This window comes from Crossiella cryophila, from assembly GCF_014204915.1.
Lineage (GTDB): Bacteria > Actinomycetota > Actinomycetes > Mycobacteriales > Pseudonocardiaceae > Crossiella > Crossiella cryophila.
Genome location: NZ_JACHMH010000001.1, coordinates 7377215 through 7394942 on the forward strand (window position 1 = coordinate 7377215; position 17728 = coordinate 7394942).

The 17728-nt window shown below is 73.1% G+C and carries 2 protein-coding genes (1 of these 2 only partly in view); both read right to left on the reverse strand.

Features of this window, described 5'->3' with window-relative positions; translation table 11 throughout:
- Complete coding sequence (locus tag HNR67_RS31790; RefSeq protein ID WP_407645150.1) at window positions 1–15150, reverse strand: SDR family NAD(P)-dependent oxidoreductase; 15150 nt, start codon at window positions 15148–15150, stop codon at window positions 1–3.
- Window positions 15147–17728, reverse strand: partial view of a type I polyketide synthase gene (locus tag HNR67_RS31795; protein ID WP_185005849.1) — the 3' portion only. 20179 nt of this gene lie beyond the right edge of the window; the window shows 2582 of its 22761 coding nt (coding positions 20180–22761); the start codon falls outside the window, past its right edge; its stop codon occupies window positions 15147–15149. Before HNR67_RS31795 ends, HNR67_RS31790 begins: the two co-directional genes overlap by 4 nt.

Genomic DNA, 17728 nt, shown 5'->3' on the forward strand with positions numbered 1-17728 from the left:
TCAGGAGCGGTCTCGGCGGCCCAGTTCGTTGTCGATGAAGGCGAGCAGGTCGTCGGTGTTGGCCGAGGAGATCCGGTCGGCGACCTGTGGCTGTTCCTCGGCCGGGCCGGACCAGCGGTTGAGCAGCTGGCGCAGTCGGGAGGTGACGCCGGCCTTGGTGACCTCGTCCGCTTCGGCTGCCGCCATCGCGGCCTCCAGGCGGTCCAGTTCGTTCAGCACGGTGGGGCCGGATTCGGCTGCGGCGTTGGAATCCAGTTGTTCGGTCAGGTGTTCGGCGAGGCGGGCGGGGGTGGCGTAGTCGAAGGCCAGGGCGGCCGGCATGCGCAGGCCGGTGAGGGCGGAGAGGCGGTTGCGGAGTTCGACGGCGGTCAGGGAGTCCAGGCCGAGTTCGGCGAACTTCTGTTCGGGTTCGATGGCTTCGCTGGACTGGTGGCCGAGTACCGCCGCCAGTTCGGTTACGACCATGGTGGTGACGGCGCGCAGGCGTTCCTGTGGGTTGAGGCCGCGCAGGGTGTCCGCGGTGCCCGCGCTGTTGGTGCGGACGGCGGCGCGGCGGCGGGTGCGGATCAGGCCGCGCAGCAGGTGTGGGACCTCGGTGGTGACTACGGCGCCCGCGCCGGTGGTGACCAGGGGGACGAGCAGGGCGGCTGGGCTGGTCAGGGACTGGTCGAAGAGGGTCATGCCCAGTTCGGCGGTCATCCTGGTGGCGCCCAGTGCGGCTGCCCGGCGGCCGCCGGTGTCCTGTTCGGCGGCGGCCATGCCGACCGTCCAGGGGCCCCAGGCCAGGGACAGTGCCGCCTGGCCGTGGTGGCGGCGGTGGGCGGCCAGGGCGTCCAGGTAGGCGTTGGCGGCGGCGTAGTTGGCCTGGCCGGGGGAACCCATGATGCCTGCCTGTGAGGAGTACAGGACGAATCCGGCCAGGTCGCGGTCCCTGCTGGCCTGGTGGAGGTGCCAGGCGGCTTCGGACTTGGCGGCCAGGACGGCGGCGAGTCGTTGCGGGGTAAGGCTTTCCACCACGCCGTCGTCGAGCACACCGGCGGCGTGCACGATCGCGGTGAGGTCGGGGATGCCGGCCACCAGGTCCCGGACGGACGCGGCGTCGGCGACGTCGCAGGCGACGATCGAGACGGTCGCGCCCAGCTCGGTCAGTTCGGTGGTCAGTTCGGGGGCGCCGGGGGCGTCCGGGCCGCGGCGGCTGGTCAGCACGAGGTTGCGCTGGCCGGAGGCGGTGACCAGGTGGCGGGCCAGGATGGCGCCCAGGCCGCCGGTGCCGCCGGTGATCAGTACGGTGCCCTCGGGGTTCCACGGGCGGTCGGTGCTGCTGTGGTCGGTGGGGGCGGCCAGGCGGGCCACCCTGGCGACGCCCGCCCGCACCGCGACCTGGGGTTCGTCGGCGAGGGCGGCGGTGGCCAGTTCGATTTCCTGGGTGGATTCGACGTCGAGCAGGGCGAACCGGCCGGGGTGTTCGGCGCTGGCGGAGCGGGTCAGGCCCCACACCGCGGCACCGGCCAGGTCGGTCACGTCCTCGCCGGCGCAGGCCACCGCGCCGCTGGTGACCAGCACCAGTTTCGAGGTGGCGAAGCGCTCGTCGGCGATCCAGCGCTGCACCAGGTCCAGGGCCCACACGGTGGCGCGGCGGACTTCTTCGGGTTCGCCGCCACCGGCGGGCACCCGGACCAGGACCCGCTCCGGCACCGGCCCGGCGGCCAGTTCGTCCAGGCTGTCGGCCTGGCGGAGGTGGGCGAGGTCCAGGCCGCCGCCGAGCACGGCGGTGCTGACCGGGGTCTGGTCGGTGTCCTGGCTCTGCGGCCAGTCGACCACGAGCAGGGAGCCGGGGCTGGACTCGCGGGTGGCGCGGTTGTGCGCGCGGCCCTCGATTTCGCGGTGCCGCAACACATCCACGTTGAGCACCGGTCGCCCGGCCGGGTCGGCGGCCTCGACGGTGAGGCCGTCCTCGCCGATGGCGTTGAACCGGACCCGGAGGGTGGTCGCGCCGCCGGCGAGCAGCGAAACCCCTTCCCAGGCAACGGGTTCGCGCCAGGTCTGGCCCGCCCAGCTGGTGAGTGGCAGGGCCAGCATCGCGGCGGTGAGCAGGGCCGGGTGTAGGCCGAACGCCTCCGCGCCGTCGGCTCCCTCGGGCAGGCTGACCTCGGCGAAGACCTCCTCGCCACGCACCCACACCGCTTCCAGGCCCTGGAAGGCGGGCCCGTACTCGAAGCCGGAGTCGGCGAACTGTTCGTAGCAGGCGGTCAGGTCGACCTGTTCGGCCTGTGCGGGCGGCCAGGTCGCGGCGAATTCCATCGCCGGATCTGGCTGGTCCTCGCCGAGTTTGCCGAGTGCGTGCTGGGTCCAGGAACCGGTGTTCTCCCGGCGGGAGTGCACGGTGACCCGGCGGCAGCCGCTGCTGCCCGGGTCGACCCGCACCTGCACCTGCACGCTGCCGTCGGCGGGGATCACCAGCGGCGACAACACGGCGAGGCGCTTGACCAGCGGGCAGCCGACCTCGTCACCGGCGCGCACCACGAGTTCGAGCAGGGCGGCGGCGGGCAGCACGATGGTCTCGCCGTCGCGGTGCTCGCGCAGCCACGGGTGGTCGGTGGGCGAGAGCCGCCCGGTGAGCACCACGCCACCGCCGTCGGCCAGCGCGACCGCGGCGCCGAGCAGCGGGTGCGCGGTGTCGGCCAGGCCGAGTCCGGCGGCGTCGGCCATCCTGGTGGTGATGGTCGGCCAGAACCGCTGGTGCTGGAACGGGTAGGTGGGCAGCGGCGAGGCGGGCGGGGCCGGGTTGCCGGGTGTGGTCCACAGCGCGGTCCAGTCGACCTTGCCACCGGCCACGTAGAGCGTGCCGAGGCCGCGCAGCAGGGCCTCGTCCTCGGCGACCTCCTTGCGCAGGGTGGGTGCGGTGATCACACCGGTTTCCAGGGAGCTTTGCACTGCGGCGCAAAGGGATCCGTCGGGGCCTAGTTCCAGGAATCGGCTGACCTTGGCCGCGGACAGCACGGTGATCGCGTCGGCGAAGCGGACGGTGTCGCGCACCTGCGCCGCCCAGTACTCGGGGGTGCGCAGGTCCTCGCCGCCTGCGCGGCGGCCGGTGCGGGTGGACACCACCGGGATGGCCGGTTCGGCGAAGGTGATCCCGGCGATGGCGGCGGTGAACTCGGCCAGCATCGGGTCCATCAGCGGTGAGTGGAAGGCGTGGCTGACCGCGAGCCGCTTGGTCTTGTGGCCGGTGCCGTTGAGCACCTCGGCGAGGGCGAGCACCGGGGCCTCGGCGCCGGAGATGACCACGCCCTCCGGCGAGTTGATCGCCGCGATCGCCACACCCGCGGTGAGCAGTGGTTCGACCTGGGCTTCGTTGGCCTGCACGGCCACCATCGCGCCGCCGGTGGGCAGGGCCTGCATCAGCCGGGCCCGCGCGGTGACCAGCGCGCAGGCGTCGGTCAGCGTGAACACCCCGGCCACGTGCGCCGCGGCCACCTCGCCGATGGAGTGGCCGACCAGGAAGTCCGGTCGCGCACCCCAGGACTCCAGCAGCCGGAACAGGGCCACTTCCAGGGCGAACAGTGCGGGCTGGGCGTGGCCGGTCTGGTTGAGCGCCTCGGCGTCGGCGCCCCAGATCACCGCGCGCAGGTCCGGGTCGAACTCGGCGAGCACGGCGTCGAATGCCTGGGCGAAGACCGGGAAGCGCTCGTGCAGCTCGCGGCCCATGCCCAGGCGCTGGGAGCCCTGGCCGGAGAAGACGAACGCGGTGCGGCCCTCGGTGACCCGGCCCTTGGCGATCACCGCGCCGTCACGCAGTACGGCCCGGTGGTCGAAGGCGACCCGGGTGGTGGCCAGCGCGTGCGCCAGTTCCACCGCCGGGACGGTCTCGCGCAGCGTGTTGACCTGGTCGATCCGGGCGAGCAGTGCGGCGTCGGACTTGCCGGAGACCACCAGGGGCAGCGGGGTTTCCGGGGCGACCGATGCCTGCACAGGCGCGGTCACCGGGGGCTGTTCGAGGATGACGTGCGCGTTGGTGCCGCTGATGCCGAAGGAGGAGATTCCGGCGCGGCGCGGGCGATTGACCTCGGGCCAGTCGCGGCGCTGCGGCAGCAGTTCCACCGCGCCCTCGGTCCAGTCCACGTGCCCGCTCGGGTTCTCCGCGTGCAGGGTGCGGGGCGCGATCCCGTTGCGCAGCGCGTAAATCATCTTGATGATGCCCGCGGCGCCCGCGGCGGCCTGGGAGTGGCCGAAGTTGGACTTGACCGAGCCGAGCAGCAGCGGCTGTTCCCGGTCCTGGCCGTAGGTGGCGAGCAGGGCCTGGACCTCGATCGGGTCGCCGAGGCGGGTACCGGTGCCGTGGCCTTCCACCAGGTCAACGTCCGAAGTGGACAGTCCGGCGTCGGCCAGCGCGGAGCGGATGACGCGTTGCTGGGACGGGCCGTTGGGGGCGGTGAGGCCGTTGGAGGCGCCGTCGGAGTTGACCGCGGTGCCCTTGACCACCGCGAGGACCTGGTGGCCGTTGCGCTGGGCGTCGGAAAGGCGTTCCAGGACAAGGACTCCGGCGCCTTCGGACCAGCCGGTGCCGTCGGCGTCGTCGGAGTAGGAGCGGCAGCGGCCGTCGGAGGCCAGGCCGCCCTGCTTGTCGAATTCGGAGAACGGCGACAGCGAGGACAGCACGGTCACGCCACCGGCCAGGGCGAGGGAGACCTCGCCGGAGCGCAGGGCGCGGACCGCGAGGTGCACCGCGACCAGCGAAGAGGAGCAGGCGGTGTCGACGGTGACCGAGGGGCCTTCCAGGCCGAGGGTGTAGGAGACCCGGCCGGAGATCACGCTGGAGACCGCGCCGGTCATGGCGAAGCCTTCCAGGCGCGGGTCGCGGGCGACGATGCTGGCGTAGGCCGGGTCGGAGGAGCCGAGGTAGACCCCGGTGGCGCTACCGGCCAGTCGGTCGGCGGCGATACCGGCGTGTTCCACGGCCTCCCAGGCGGTTTCCAGTACCAGGCGCTGCTGCGGGTCCATCGCGGTGGCTTCCCGCGGCGAGATGCCGAAGAAGGCCGCGTCGAATCCGGCGACGTCGTCCAGGAATCCGCCGCTGGGCGGCTGTGCTCCTGCTGGCAGGCCGAGGTCACCGGCGCGGGCGGCGGGCATGTCGGCCACCGCGTCGGTGCCGTTGAGCACCAGCTGCCACAGGTCCTCTGGCGAGGTGACCCCGCCCGGGTAGCGGCAGCCGGCGCCGACGATGACGATCGGGTCGTCGTCGGTGGCGATGGTCCTGGCGATGGTCGGGGTGGCCGCGGCGGCGGTGCCCTCGATGGCTTCGAGCAGGTAGGCGGCGACCTGGTCCGGGTTCGGGTAGTCGAAGGCCAGGGTGGCTGGCAGGCGCAGTCCGGTGGCCTCGGTGAGGCGGTTGCGCAGTTCGACCGCGGTCAGCGAGCTGAAGCCCTGCTGGCGGAAGTCCAGGCGGGCGTCCACCTCGTCGGCCCCGGCGTGCCCGAGCACCGCGGCGGCCTGCACCCGGACCAGTTCGGTCAGGTGGTCCAGACGTTCGTCCGCGGCCAGCCCGGCCAGCTTGGCGGCCAGCCCGGAGCCCGGTTGCTGTTGTGCGCCAACGGCCTTGCGCCGGCCGGTCTTGACCAGCTCGCGCAGCAGGTGCGGCACCTCGGCTCCGCCGGGTGCGGCGCTGCCGCCGAGCAGCAACGGGACGATCAGCGCGCGGTCGGTGGCCAGGGCCGCGTCGAACAACGCCATGCCCTGGGCGGCGGAGATCCGGCGGGCGCCGGTCGCGTTGACCCGGCGCAGGTCCTCTTCGGCGAGGTCGCCCGCCATGCCGGATTCCCAGGCGCCCCAGGCGAGTGAGGTGGCGGCCAGGCCGTGCTGGCGGCGGTATTCGGCGAGGGCGTCCAGGTAGGTGTTGGCGGCGGCGTAGTTGGCCTGGCCAGGCGAGCCCATCACGCCAGCGGAGGAGGAGTAGAGCACGAACCCGGCCAGCTCGCGGTCCTTGGTGGCCTGGTGCAGTTGCCAGGCGGCCTCGGCCTTGGGAGCCAGCACCGCAGCGAGTCGTTCGGGGGTGAGGCGGTCGACGATGCCGTCGTCCAGCACGCCCGCGAGGTGCACGATCGCGGTGAGGTCCGGGATGCCGTCGACGAGTCCGCGCACGGCCTCGGGGTTGGTGAGATCGCTGGCCACCAGCGAAACCCGGTCGCCGAACTCGGCCAGGATGTCCCCCGCGCCGGGGGCATCCGGGCCGCGTCGGCTGGCCAGCACCAGGTGCCGCTGGCCGTGCGCGGAGATCAGGTGGCGGGCCAGGGTGAGCCCCAGCGCGCCGGTACCACCGGTCAGCAGCACGGAACCCTCGCGGTTCCAGGTGCTGTCCGCGTCCTGCGTGACGATCTTGCGCAGGCGGGCGACCAGTGCCGCTCCCCCACGCACCGCGACCTGCGGTTCGCCGGAAGCCAGCACTGGCAGGGCAATCCGCACATCGGCGTCGGTCTCGACGTCGAGCAGGCCGAAGCGGCCGGGGTGTTCGGTCTGGGCCGAGCGCACCAGGCCCCACAGAGCGGCGGCGGCCAGGCCGGAGTCCTCGGTGATCTCGCCGACCGCGCCGTGGGTCACGAACACCAGGCGGGCGTGGGCGTAGCGGTCCTCGGCGATCCAGTTCTGCACCAGGCCGAGCACCCGGGTGGTGAGCGTGGCCATGTCGGCGTCGGCGTTGATCCGGGCCAGCACCAGGCCGGGGATCTCCTCGCCCAGCGCGTCCAGCTCGGCCACCTCGACCTGTGCCGCGGGCACCTCAGGAGCCGCGACCCAGTCCACCCCGAACAGGGTTTGACCGTCCACAGTGGACTGATCCGCGATCTCCTGACCGCGCACCACGGCCACCGAGAGCACCGGCAGACCAGCGCCGTCGGTCGCCTCGATCGCCACCCGGTCGTCGTCCAGCTGGGTCAGTCGGACGCGCAGGGCTGAGGCGCCGAAGGCGTGCAGGGTCACGCTGTCCCAGTCCACCGGGACGCGCTCGTCCGGCCAGGCGGCCGAGAGCACCGCGCCGAGCAGCACCGGGTGCAGGCCGTACTCGCCGCCATCGCGCACCGTCTCCGGCAGCTCGACCTCGACGAACGGTTCGGTGTCCGCGGCGGCGACCGGCTGGTACCCGCCCGGGTTGAGTTCACCGGAAGCGTGGCGCACCCACGTTGCCTCCGGATCACCGTCCGGGCGGGAGTAGAGGGTGATGGTGTGCGCGGCGTCCACCCGCACCTGGACCTGGAGACCGCCGCGGGCGGGCAGCTGCAGCGGGACCTCGGTGGTCAGCCGCCGCACTCCCCCGCAGCCGACCTGGTCGGCGGCGCGGATGGCCATCTCCAGCAGTGCGGTCTGCGCCTGATCGGCCAGCCAGGGTTGCGCGGCAAGGGAAATCCTGCCCGTCAGGGTGACGCCGGAGTCGTCGGCCATCGGCACGGAGGCGCCGAGCAGCGGGTGGCCGGTCGCGGACTGGCCGAGTCCGGCCGGGTCGCCGGGGCGGGCCGCGGCGCCGGGCCAGTAGCGCTGGTGCTGGAAGGCGTAGGTGGGCAGGTCGATGACCGTGCCGCCGTCGATCAGGTCCGGCCAGTGCACGCCGACCCCGGCCACGTGCGCCGCGGCCAGGCCGCGGAGCAGCGCGGTTTCCTCATCGGCCTGGTCGGCGCGGAGCAGGCTGGTGGAGATCGCCTCGGCGGGCAGGACCTCGGTCGCGGCGGCGGCGAGCAGGCCGTCCGGGCCGATCTCGATCACCGCGGTGACGTCCTGGGTGGCCAGTTCGGTGAGCGCGTCGGCGAAGAGCACGCTGCCGCGGACCTGGTTGACCCAGTACTCCGGGGTGCGCAGCTCGTCCTCGGTGGCGAGCTTGCCGGTCAGCGTGGAGACCACCGGGATGGTGGCCTCAGCAAAGGAGATTCCGGCCAGCGCCTCGGCGAACTCGGCCAGCATCGGGTCCATCAGCGGCGAGTGGAAGGCGTGGCTGACGGTGAGCCGCTTGGTCTTGTGACCGCGATCGGCGAGGGTCTGGGCGAGCGCGGTGACCGCGTCCTCGGCACCGGACAGCACCACGCTGGTGGGGCCGTTGACCGCGGCGATGGACACCTCGGACTGGCCCGAGAGCAGGGGTTCGACCTCGGCGGCGGTGGCCCGGACCGCGATCATCGCGCCACCAGCAGGCAGGGCCTGCATGAGCCGGGCGCGGGCCGAGACCAGCGCGCAAGCGTCGGTGAGCGTGAGCACTCCGGCCACGTGGGCCGCAGCGACCTCGCCGATGGAGTGGCCGACCAGGTAGTCGGGGCGCACGCCCCAGGAGTCGATCAGCCGGAACAGTGCCACCTCGATGGCGAACAACGCGGGCTGGGCCCAGCCGGTCTGGGCGAGCTGTGTGGCGTCCTCGCCCCACATGACCTCGCGCAGGCCGTCCGGGAACTCGGCGAGCACCGCGTCCAGGGCCTCGGCGAACACCGGGAACCGCCGGTGCAGCTGCGCACCCATGCCGAGGCGCTGGGATCCCTGACCGGAGAACAGGAACGCGGTCCGGCCCTCGGCCACCACGCCCCTGGCGAGGGGCACGCCGTTGACCAGGACGGCGCGGTGGTCGAGGGTGGCGCGGGTGGTCGCCAGCGAGTAGGCGAGGTCCACAAGGGACGGTGTGCTGTCCAGAACCGCTTGCACGCGCTCGATCTGGGCGTCCAGGGCGGCGGCCGAGCGGGCCGAGACCAGCAGCGGGACCGACGATCCCGCGCGAACCGCGGTGGCGGCGACGGGGGCTGCGGCCGGGGGCTGCTCGATGATCAGGTGTGCGTTGGTGCCGCTGACGCCGAACGCGGACACCGCCGCCCGACGCGGCCGGTCCACCGTGGGCCAGTCGGTCTGGTCGATGGCGAGCTGGATGTCCCCGGCGGTCCAGTCGATGTGCGTGGACGGCGTGCCCACGTGCAGGGTGCGCGGCACCACGCCGTGCCGGATGGCCTGCACCATCTTGATGATGCTCGCCACACCCGCGGCGGCCTGGGTGTGGCCCAGGTTGGACTTGATCGAGCCCAGCAGCAGCGGCTGTTCGCGGTCCTGGCCGTAGGTGGCCAGCAGGGCCTGCACCTCGATCGGGTCGCCCAGCCGGGTGCCGGTGCCGTGCCCCTCGACCACGTCGACGTCCACAGTGGACAGTCCGGCGTCGGCCAGCGCGGCGCGGATGACGCGTTGCTGGGACGGGCCGTTCGGTGCGGTCAGGCCGTTGGAGGCACCGTCGGAGTTGACCGCGGAACCCTTGACCACGGCCAGGATCTGGTGGCCGTTGCGCTGGGCGTCGGAAAGCCGTTCCAGCACAAGGACACCGGCGCCCTCGGCCCAGCCGGTCCCGGCGGCGTCATCGGAGTAGGAGCGGCAGCGGCCGTCGGAAGAAAGCCCGCCCTGCTTGGCGAATTCGGCGAACGGACCGGGCGTGGACAGGATCGCCACGCCACCGGCCAGGGCAAGGGTGCACTCGCCGGACTGGAGTGCCCGCGCCGCCAGGTGGATGGCCACCAGCGAGGAGGAGCAGGCGGTGTCCACGGTGAGCGTGGGGCCTTCCAGGCCGAGCACGTAGGAGACCCGGCCGGAGAGCACGCTGGAGGTGGTGCCGGTCATGATGAATCCGGCGACCGAGCTGCCCTCGCTGACCAGCAGCGAGACGTAGTTGGCGTCGCCCGCGCCGACGTAGACGCCGGTCGGGCTGCCGGACAGGCTGGTCGGGTCGATGCCCGCGCGTTCCAGTGCCTCCCAGGAGACTTCGAGGAGCACCCGCTGCTGCGGGTCCATCGCGATGGCCTCACGCGGGGAGATGCCGAAGAACCCGGCGTCGAATCCGGCCGCGTCGGTCAGGAACCCGCCGCGCAGCGACTCGGCGCCTTCGACGTCCCAGCCGCGGTCGGGCGGGCAGCCGCCGATGGCGTCGCCGCCGTCGAGCACCAGCTGCCACAGGTCCTCTGGCGAGGCGATGCCCTCGGCGTAACGGCAGCTCATGCCGACGATGACGATCGGGTCGTCGTGGGCCGCGCCGGTCCGGGTGGCCGGGGTGTTGGTGTCCTCTGCCGCTCCCTCCAGGCGGGTGAGTAGGAAGGCGGCGACCTGGACCGAGGTCGGGTAGTCGAAGACCAGGGTGGCCGGCAGGTTCAGGCCGGTGACCGCGGACAGGCGGTTGCGCAGTTCGACCGCGGACAGCGAGTCGAAGCCCTGCTCGCGGAACTCCTGCTTCGGGCCGACCAGTTTGATCGAGGGGTGGCCGAGCACGGCGGCCACCTCGGTGCGCACGATCTCGGTGAGGAAATCCGACCGATCGGTAGGCCGCAGTGCGGCGAGCCGGGTGCTGAGCGTGCTGGTGCCGGGGGTGCTGCCGGTGGCGGCGGCATTGCGGCGGCCGGTGCGGACCAGGTTGCGCAGGATGGCCGGGACGGGGCCGGTCGCGGTGCCGCCGCCGACAGCGGTGGCGGCGACCACGATGGCCCGGTCGGCGGAGGAGGCCACGTCGAACATGGCGTTGCCGCGGGCCGCGTCGATCAGCGCCAGGCCCTTGGCGGCCAGGCGGCGACTGTGCTCGGTGCCCAGTCCGGTGGTCAGCCCGGCTTCCCAAGGGCCCCAGGCGATCGAGCTGCCGGGCAGGCCGAGGTCGCGGCGATGGGCCGAGAGGGAGTCGAGGAAGCTGTTGGCCGCGGCGTAGCTGCCCTGGCCGGGGCTGCCGAGTACACCGGCGGCCGAGGAGTACAGGACGAACGCGGCCAGCTCCTGGCCGAGGGTGGCCTGGTGCAGGTGCCACGCGGCCTCGGCCTTGGGGCGCAACACCCTGGACAGGCGGTCGGCGGTCAGGGATTCGACCACGCCGTCGTCGATGACCGCGGCGGTGTGCACCACGGCGGTGAGCGGGCTGATCCGGGTGACAAGCTCTTGCACCGCAACGGGATCGGTGACATCGCAGGCCGCGAACTCGACCCGGTCGCCGAGGGCCTCGCGCAGGTCGGCCACGCCGGGGGCGTCCGCGCCGCGGCGGCTGGCCAGCACGATTCGCTGCTGGCCGCGTTCGATGAGGTGACGGGCGAGGACGCCAGCGAGTTCGCCGCTGCCGCCGGTAATGAGGACGGCCTTGTCCGGGTCCCAGGCGGTGGGTTCGGACTGGGCGGGCAGGCGGGTCAGGCGGGCGGCACGCAGGACGCCGTCGCGGAGCAGCAGCTGGGGTTCGTCGCCGGTCAGGCCGGGCAGGGCGAGTTCGAGGGCGTCGAGCGTGTCGACGTCGAGCAGGACGAAGCGGCCGGGGTGTTCGGAGGCGGCCGAGCGCACCAGGCCCCACACGGCGGACGCGCCGAGGTCGGTGACGGTCTCAACCGCGCCGCTGGTCACCACGACCAGGCGCGCGGTGGCGAAGCGGTCCTCGGTGAGCCAGCGCTGTACGAGTTCGAGGGCCTGTCCGGCCAGTTCGCCCGCGTGTTCCGGGCCGTCGCTGTGCAGGGGTGCGAACACGACCTCGGGCACCGGGCCGTCGCCGAGCGCGTCCAGCATCGCCCAGGTCGGTGCGGGGCCATTCGCTTGCAGGGCAACCCAGTCGACCCCGAACAGCGAGTCGGTCACGCCGGGGCGGGCGACCTGTTCGGCATCCCGGGTGCGCAGGGCGTCCACCGAGAACACCGGGCCACCAGCGGGATCCATCGCGGACAGCTCAAGTCCGTCCGGGCCTTCGGTCCAGCGCACCCGCAGCACCGCGGCACCGGCCGCGTGCAGGGTGACGCCCTGCCATTCGCCGATCGTCCCGGGGGCGAGTGCGCTGCGGCCGGGCAGGAAGGCGCTGGCCTGCAGGGCGGCATCCAGCAGGGCCGGGTGCAGGGCGAAGGCGGCGGCTTCCTGGCTGCGGCTGTTCAGGCTTTCCGGCAGGGCGACCTCGGCGTGGATTTCCTCGCCCAGGCGCCAGACCTCGCGCAGGCCGTGGAACATCGGGCCGCGGTCGAGCAGTTCGTGGTGGTTGTCCAGGCTGACCGGTTCCGCGCCGGGCGGCGGCCACGGCAGGGCCTCGGCCGGGGCGAGGTCGCCGGGGGTGAGGGTGGCGGTGCCGTGTTCGGTCCACTCGCGGTCGCTGCGGGCCGGGCGGGAGTGCACGCTGACCGGGCGGCGGCCCAGGTCGTCGGCCGGGCCGACCCGGACCTGGAGTGCGAGCTGCTCGTTGACGATCAGCGGGCGGGACACCCGGAGTTCGCCGATCCGGTCACAGCCGACCTGGTCGGCCGCGGTGAGCACGAGTTCCATCAGTCCGGCGTCGGGGAACCACACCTCGCCGCCGACCAGGTGGTCGGCCAGCCAGGGCTGATCGCCGACGGAGAGTCGGCCGCTGACCAGCAGGCTGCCGTCCTCTGCGGAGGCGGTGACCGCGCCGAGCATCGGGTGGAAGATCGGGATCAGGCCCAGCCCGGCGGCGTTGTTGGTGCGCTGTTCGCCGACCGGCCAGTAGCGCTCGCGCTGGAAGGCGTAGGTGGGCAGGTCGACCACGGCGGCGCCGGAGTCGCGGAAGAACTCGGCCCAGTCCACGGTGCCACCGGCCACGTGCAGCCGGGACAGGCCGCGCAGCAGCACGATCTCCTCGGCGCTGTCGTCGCGTTCCTCGCGGTCGTCCCGCAGCAGCGCGATGACCGCGCGCTCGCCCTCGGTCTCGGCCAGGGTCTCGTGCACCATCGAGGACAGCGCGCCACCGGGTCCGACCTCGACGAACCGGGCCACCGCGGCGGCGGCCAGGGTGCGCACGCCGTCGGCGAAGCGGACCGTGCGGTGGACCTGCGCGACCCAGTAGTCGGCGTCGAGCTGTTCGCCCTGGACCAGTTCGCCGGTCACCGTGGAGCAGATCGGGATGCGGGCGCGCTCGGGGGTGAGCGCGGCGACCGCGGTGCGGAACTCGGCCAGCATTGGTTCCATCAACTGGGAGTGGAAGGCGTGGCTGACCGGCAGGGTCTTGGTGCGGTGGCCGCGGTTGCCCAGGATCTCGGCCAGCTCGCCGACGGCGGCCGAGACTCCGGAGAGCACCACCGAGCGCGGCCCGTTGACGGCGGCGATGGCCACCTCGGGGTACTCGGCGAGCAGCGGGGTGACCTCGTCTTCGGTGGCGTCCACCGCGACCATCGAGCCACCGGCGGGCAGCGCGCTCATCAGCCGCGAGCGGGCCGCGACCAGGGTGCAGGCGTCAGCAGCCGAGTACACGCCGGACACGTGTGCGGCGGCGATCTCGCCGACCGAGTGGCCCATCAGCAGATCCGGTCGCACGCCCCAGGATTCGAGCAGGCGGAACAACGCGACCTCGATGGCGAACAACGCGGGCTGCGTCCAGCCGGTGTTCTCCAGGCGCTTGGCATCCGCGCCCCAGAGCACCTCGCGCAGGGAGCCGCCGAGGTGACCCTCGAAGGCGTCCGCGATCTGGTCGAAAGCCGTGGCGAAAGCCGGGAAACGCGCGTACAGCGCCTGTCCCATGCCCAGTCGCTGCGCGCCCTGACCCGGGAACAGGAAGGCGGTCTTGCCCGCCACTGGCGAGCCCTCGATCACACCAGAGTCGCGCGAACCCGTTGCCAGCGCGGCAAGTCCGGCGGGATCCAGTACGACGGCGCGGCTGGTGAAGATGGATCGGGTGGTGGCCAGGGAGAAACCGAGATCGACCGGCCGCGCAGTGTCCACAGTGGACAGCAGGGCAGCGGCCTGGGCGCGCAGGGCTGCGTCGGTGCGGCCGGAGAGCACCCAGGGCACCACCGCGGGCGGGTGTGCCACCGCGGGGGTTTTGACGGCCTCGGGGGCCTGTTCGACGATGACGTGCGTGTTGGTGCCGCTGGCGCCGAAGGAGGACACGCCCGCGCGGCGCGGCCGGTCCACCTCGGGCCAGGCGGTGGTCTCGGTGACCAGGTCGATGGCGCCGGCGGTCCAGTCGATGTGCGAGCTGGGGCGGTCCACGTGCAGGGTCTTGGGCACCGAGCCGTGCCGGATCGCCTGCACCACCTTGATGATGCCCGCGACGCCGGCGGCGGCCTGGGTGTGCCCGATGTTGGACTTGATGGAACCCAGCAGCAGCGGGGTTTCCCGGTCCTTGCCGTAGGTGGCCAGCAGCGCCTGGGCCTCGATCGGGTCGCCCAGTTTGGTGCCGGTGCCGTGCGCCTCGACGATGTCGACCTCGGCCGGGGTGAGCCGGGCGTTGCGCAGCGCGGCCCGGATGACCCGGCGCTGAGCAGGTCCGCTGGGCGCGGTCATGCCGTTGGAGGCGCCGTCGGAGTTCATCGCGGTGCCGCGGATGACCGCCAGGATGCGCCGGTTCTGCGCCTGCGCCTCGGAAAGCCGTTGCAGCACCAGGACTCCGGCGCCCTCGGCCCAGCCGGTGCCGTCGGCGGCCTCGGCGAAAGCCTTGCAGCGGCCGTCAGAAGACAGCGCGCCCTGAGCGGCGAACTCCACGAATCCGGCGGTGCTGGAGAGCACGCTCACGCCGCCGACGAGTGCGATCGAGCACTCCCCCGCACGCAGTGCCCTGGCCGCCAGGTGCAGCGCGACCAGCGAGGAGGAGCAGCCGGTGTCCACGGTGAGGGTGGGGCCGCGGAAGCCGAAGATGTAGGAGACCCGGCCGGAGAGCAGGCTGCTGGACTGGGCGGTCTGCCATTCGATGGCGCCCATCGGCACCCGGTAGTCGCCGGTGCCGCCGCCGACGAACACGCCGGTGTCGCCGCCGCGCAGGCCGACCGGGTCGATGCCCGCCCGTTCCAGGGCTTCCCAGCCGACCTCGAGCAGCAGTCGCTGCTGCGGGTCCAGGATCAGCGCCTCACGCGGGGAGATACGGAAGAAGGTCGGGTCGAACCCGGCCACGTCCTCGACGAATCCGCCGAACCGGGGCACCTCGGGCCCGCCCTGGCCGGGCAGCGCGTCCAGGGCCGCGAAGTCCCAGCCGCGGTCGGTGGGCATGTCGCCGATGGCGTCCACGCCGTTCTCGGCGAGCTGCCACAGGTCCTCCGGCGAGGCGATGCCGCCGGGATAGCGGCAGGCCATGCCGAGGATGGCGATCGGCTCCACCGCCGCGGATTCCAGCTTCGCGTTCTGCTGGCGCAGCGTTTCGGCCTGCTTGAGCGCCGCGCGCAGCGCGTCGACGACCTTGTTGTTCTGGGCAGCCATGTCGTTCACGCCCTCGGCCCCTCTTCGTCCGCGCTAGCGCCCAGCGCCAGCCGCACCAGATCGTCGACGTCCAACCCGTCGATCTCCCCGGCCTCGTGGTGCTCGCCTGCTTCGGCGGGCGGTGGGTACTCGTCCGGATCCTCATCCGGATCGCCGAGCAGTTCGGCCAGCAGGTGTTCGGCCAGTTCCACCGGGGTGGGGTGGTCGAAGGCCAGGGTGACCGGCAGTTCCAGGCCGGTGGCCGCGCCGAGCTGGTTGCGCAGGTCGACCGCGGTCAGCGACTCGAAGCCGAGTTCGCGGAAGGCCCGGTCCGCCTCGACCAGGTGTGCCCCGGCCAGGCCGAGCACGTTCGCGGCCCGTTCCCGGACCAGTTCGACCAGTACCGCGAGGCGTTCCTCGGCGGGCAGTTCGGCCAGGCGGACGCGCAGTTCGGCGGCCGCGGAGGCGGTGTCCCGGCTTTCCCGTTCGGCCTCGGCCAGTGCGGTGCGGGCCTCGGGCACGCCGGTCAGCAACCGGCTGGCGCGCTTGGCGGTGAAGGCCGGGGCGAACCTGCTCCAGTCGACCTCGGCCACGACCACCGATGGCCGGTCCGCGGCGACGAGTCCGCGCAGGGCGGTCACCGCGGCCAGTGGGTCGACGGCGAGCAGGCCGTTGGCTTCCAGGTGGCGCAGCAGGTCGCTGTCCTCGCCGCCGCGCCAGGCGCCCCAGGTGACCGCGGTGGCAGCGAGTCCACGGTGGCGGCGGCGGGCGGCCAGTGCCTCCAGGTGTGCGCCGGCGGCGGCTTCCACCGCGCGTCCGGCGGCGCCCCAGGTGGCCGAGATGGGGGCGGAGAACACGAGTGCGTCGAGTTCCTTGTCCCGCAACAGTTCATCGAGCGCGGTGGCCGGGGCGATTGCATCGTCCACAGTGGACGCGATGGCCGCGACCGAGACGACGGCGGCGGTGAGCGGCTGGTCCGCGGGCACGGATTCCAGTGCCACCTCAAGGGTTTCCCGGTTACCCGGGTTGCCCGCGAGCTGGGTCAGGCCGACGCCGCGCTCAGCCAGGTCGGCGGAGAGTTGGGCGTCGATCTCCGCGCCGACCAGCACCACGTGCCCAGCCCCGGCCTCGGCGAGTTGCCGGGCCAGTGCGGAGCCGTGCGCGTCGACCACCAGCACGGTGCCGCTGGGTGTCCACAGCGCGTCGCCGAGCTGGGCCCGGTTGAGTCGCCGGGCGTGGGCGCCGGTGGCCCGGATGGCGATCTGGTCCTCGCTGCCGGTGAGGGCGGCCAGGAGGGCCTCGGCCAGGTTCGGGGTGAACGGCTCGGGCAGGTCGATCAGACCGCCCCAGTGCTCTGGCTGTTCCAGTGCGGCGACTCGGCCCGCACCCCAGCGGGCTGCCTGGGCCGCAACGGGTTCCGGGTCGTTCGGGGTGACGGTGACCGCCTGGCGGGTGAGCCACCAGAGCGGGGCCTGGACCTCGGCGGCCACGGCCTCGGGCCACTGCTCGGTGAGCAGGGACACGATGCCGGAGACCCCGGCGGGCAGGCTGTCCGGTCCGGTGTACTCCACCGGCGTGACGGCCTCGCCGAGCGCGGTGATCACCGCGGTGGTCCACTCGTCCTGGCCCCAGTCGGCTGGCACCAGTGCGGCCCATTTGCCTTGCAGGGCAACGCCTGCGGCAGCGGGCAGCGGGGTCCAGCCGATCTGGTAGGTCCAGGACTTCGCGGCCTGCTGTTCGCGTTGCTTGCGCCGCCAGGTGGACAGCGCGGGCAGCACCGCGGCCAGGGCCTGCTCGTCCAGTTCCAGCGAACTGGCCAGCGAGGCGAGGTCGCCCTGTTCCACCGCGGACCAGAACTCGCCGTCGGCCTGGGACTGCGCGGCCGGGGCGGGCGCGGCCAGCTCGGGCCAGTAGCGCTCGTGCTGGAAGGCGTAGGTGGGCAGGTTGATCGTGCTGGTGCGCGGGCCGAAGAACGCGGGCCAGTCCACGGTGGCGCCGTGGGCGTGCAGGCGGCCGAGGGCGGTCAGCAGGGTCTGCTGCTCGTCCCGGTCGCCGCGCAGCACCGGGGTGACCAGGGCGGCACGCTGCGGCAGGGACTGTTCGGCCATCGGGGTCAGCACGCCGTGCGGGCCGACCTCGACGAAGGTGCGTGCGCCCAGCTCGTGCAGGGTGCGCACGGCGTCGGCGAACCGGACCGCCTCGCGGGCCTGCCGGACCCAGTAGTCCGGCGAGCACAGCTGTTCGGTCGTGGCGACCTGGCCGGTAAGTCCGGAGACGATCGGGATCGAGGGCTCCTGGTAGGTCACCTTGGCCGCGACCGCGCGCAGGTCGTCGAGCATGGGGTCCATCAGCGCGGAGTGGAAGGCGTGGCTGACCTGCATGGTGGTGGTGCGGCGGCCCATGCCGGCGAGTTTGGCGGCGACGTTGTGCACCGCGTCCGCCTCACCGGAGAGCACCACCGAACCGGGGCTGTTCACCGCGGCGACGGACACCCGGCCGTTGACCAGGTCGGTGACCTCGTCCTCGGCGGCCTCCACCGCGACCATCGCGCCACCGGTGGGCAGTGCGGCCATCAGGCGACCGCGGGCGGCGACCAGTGCGCAGGCGT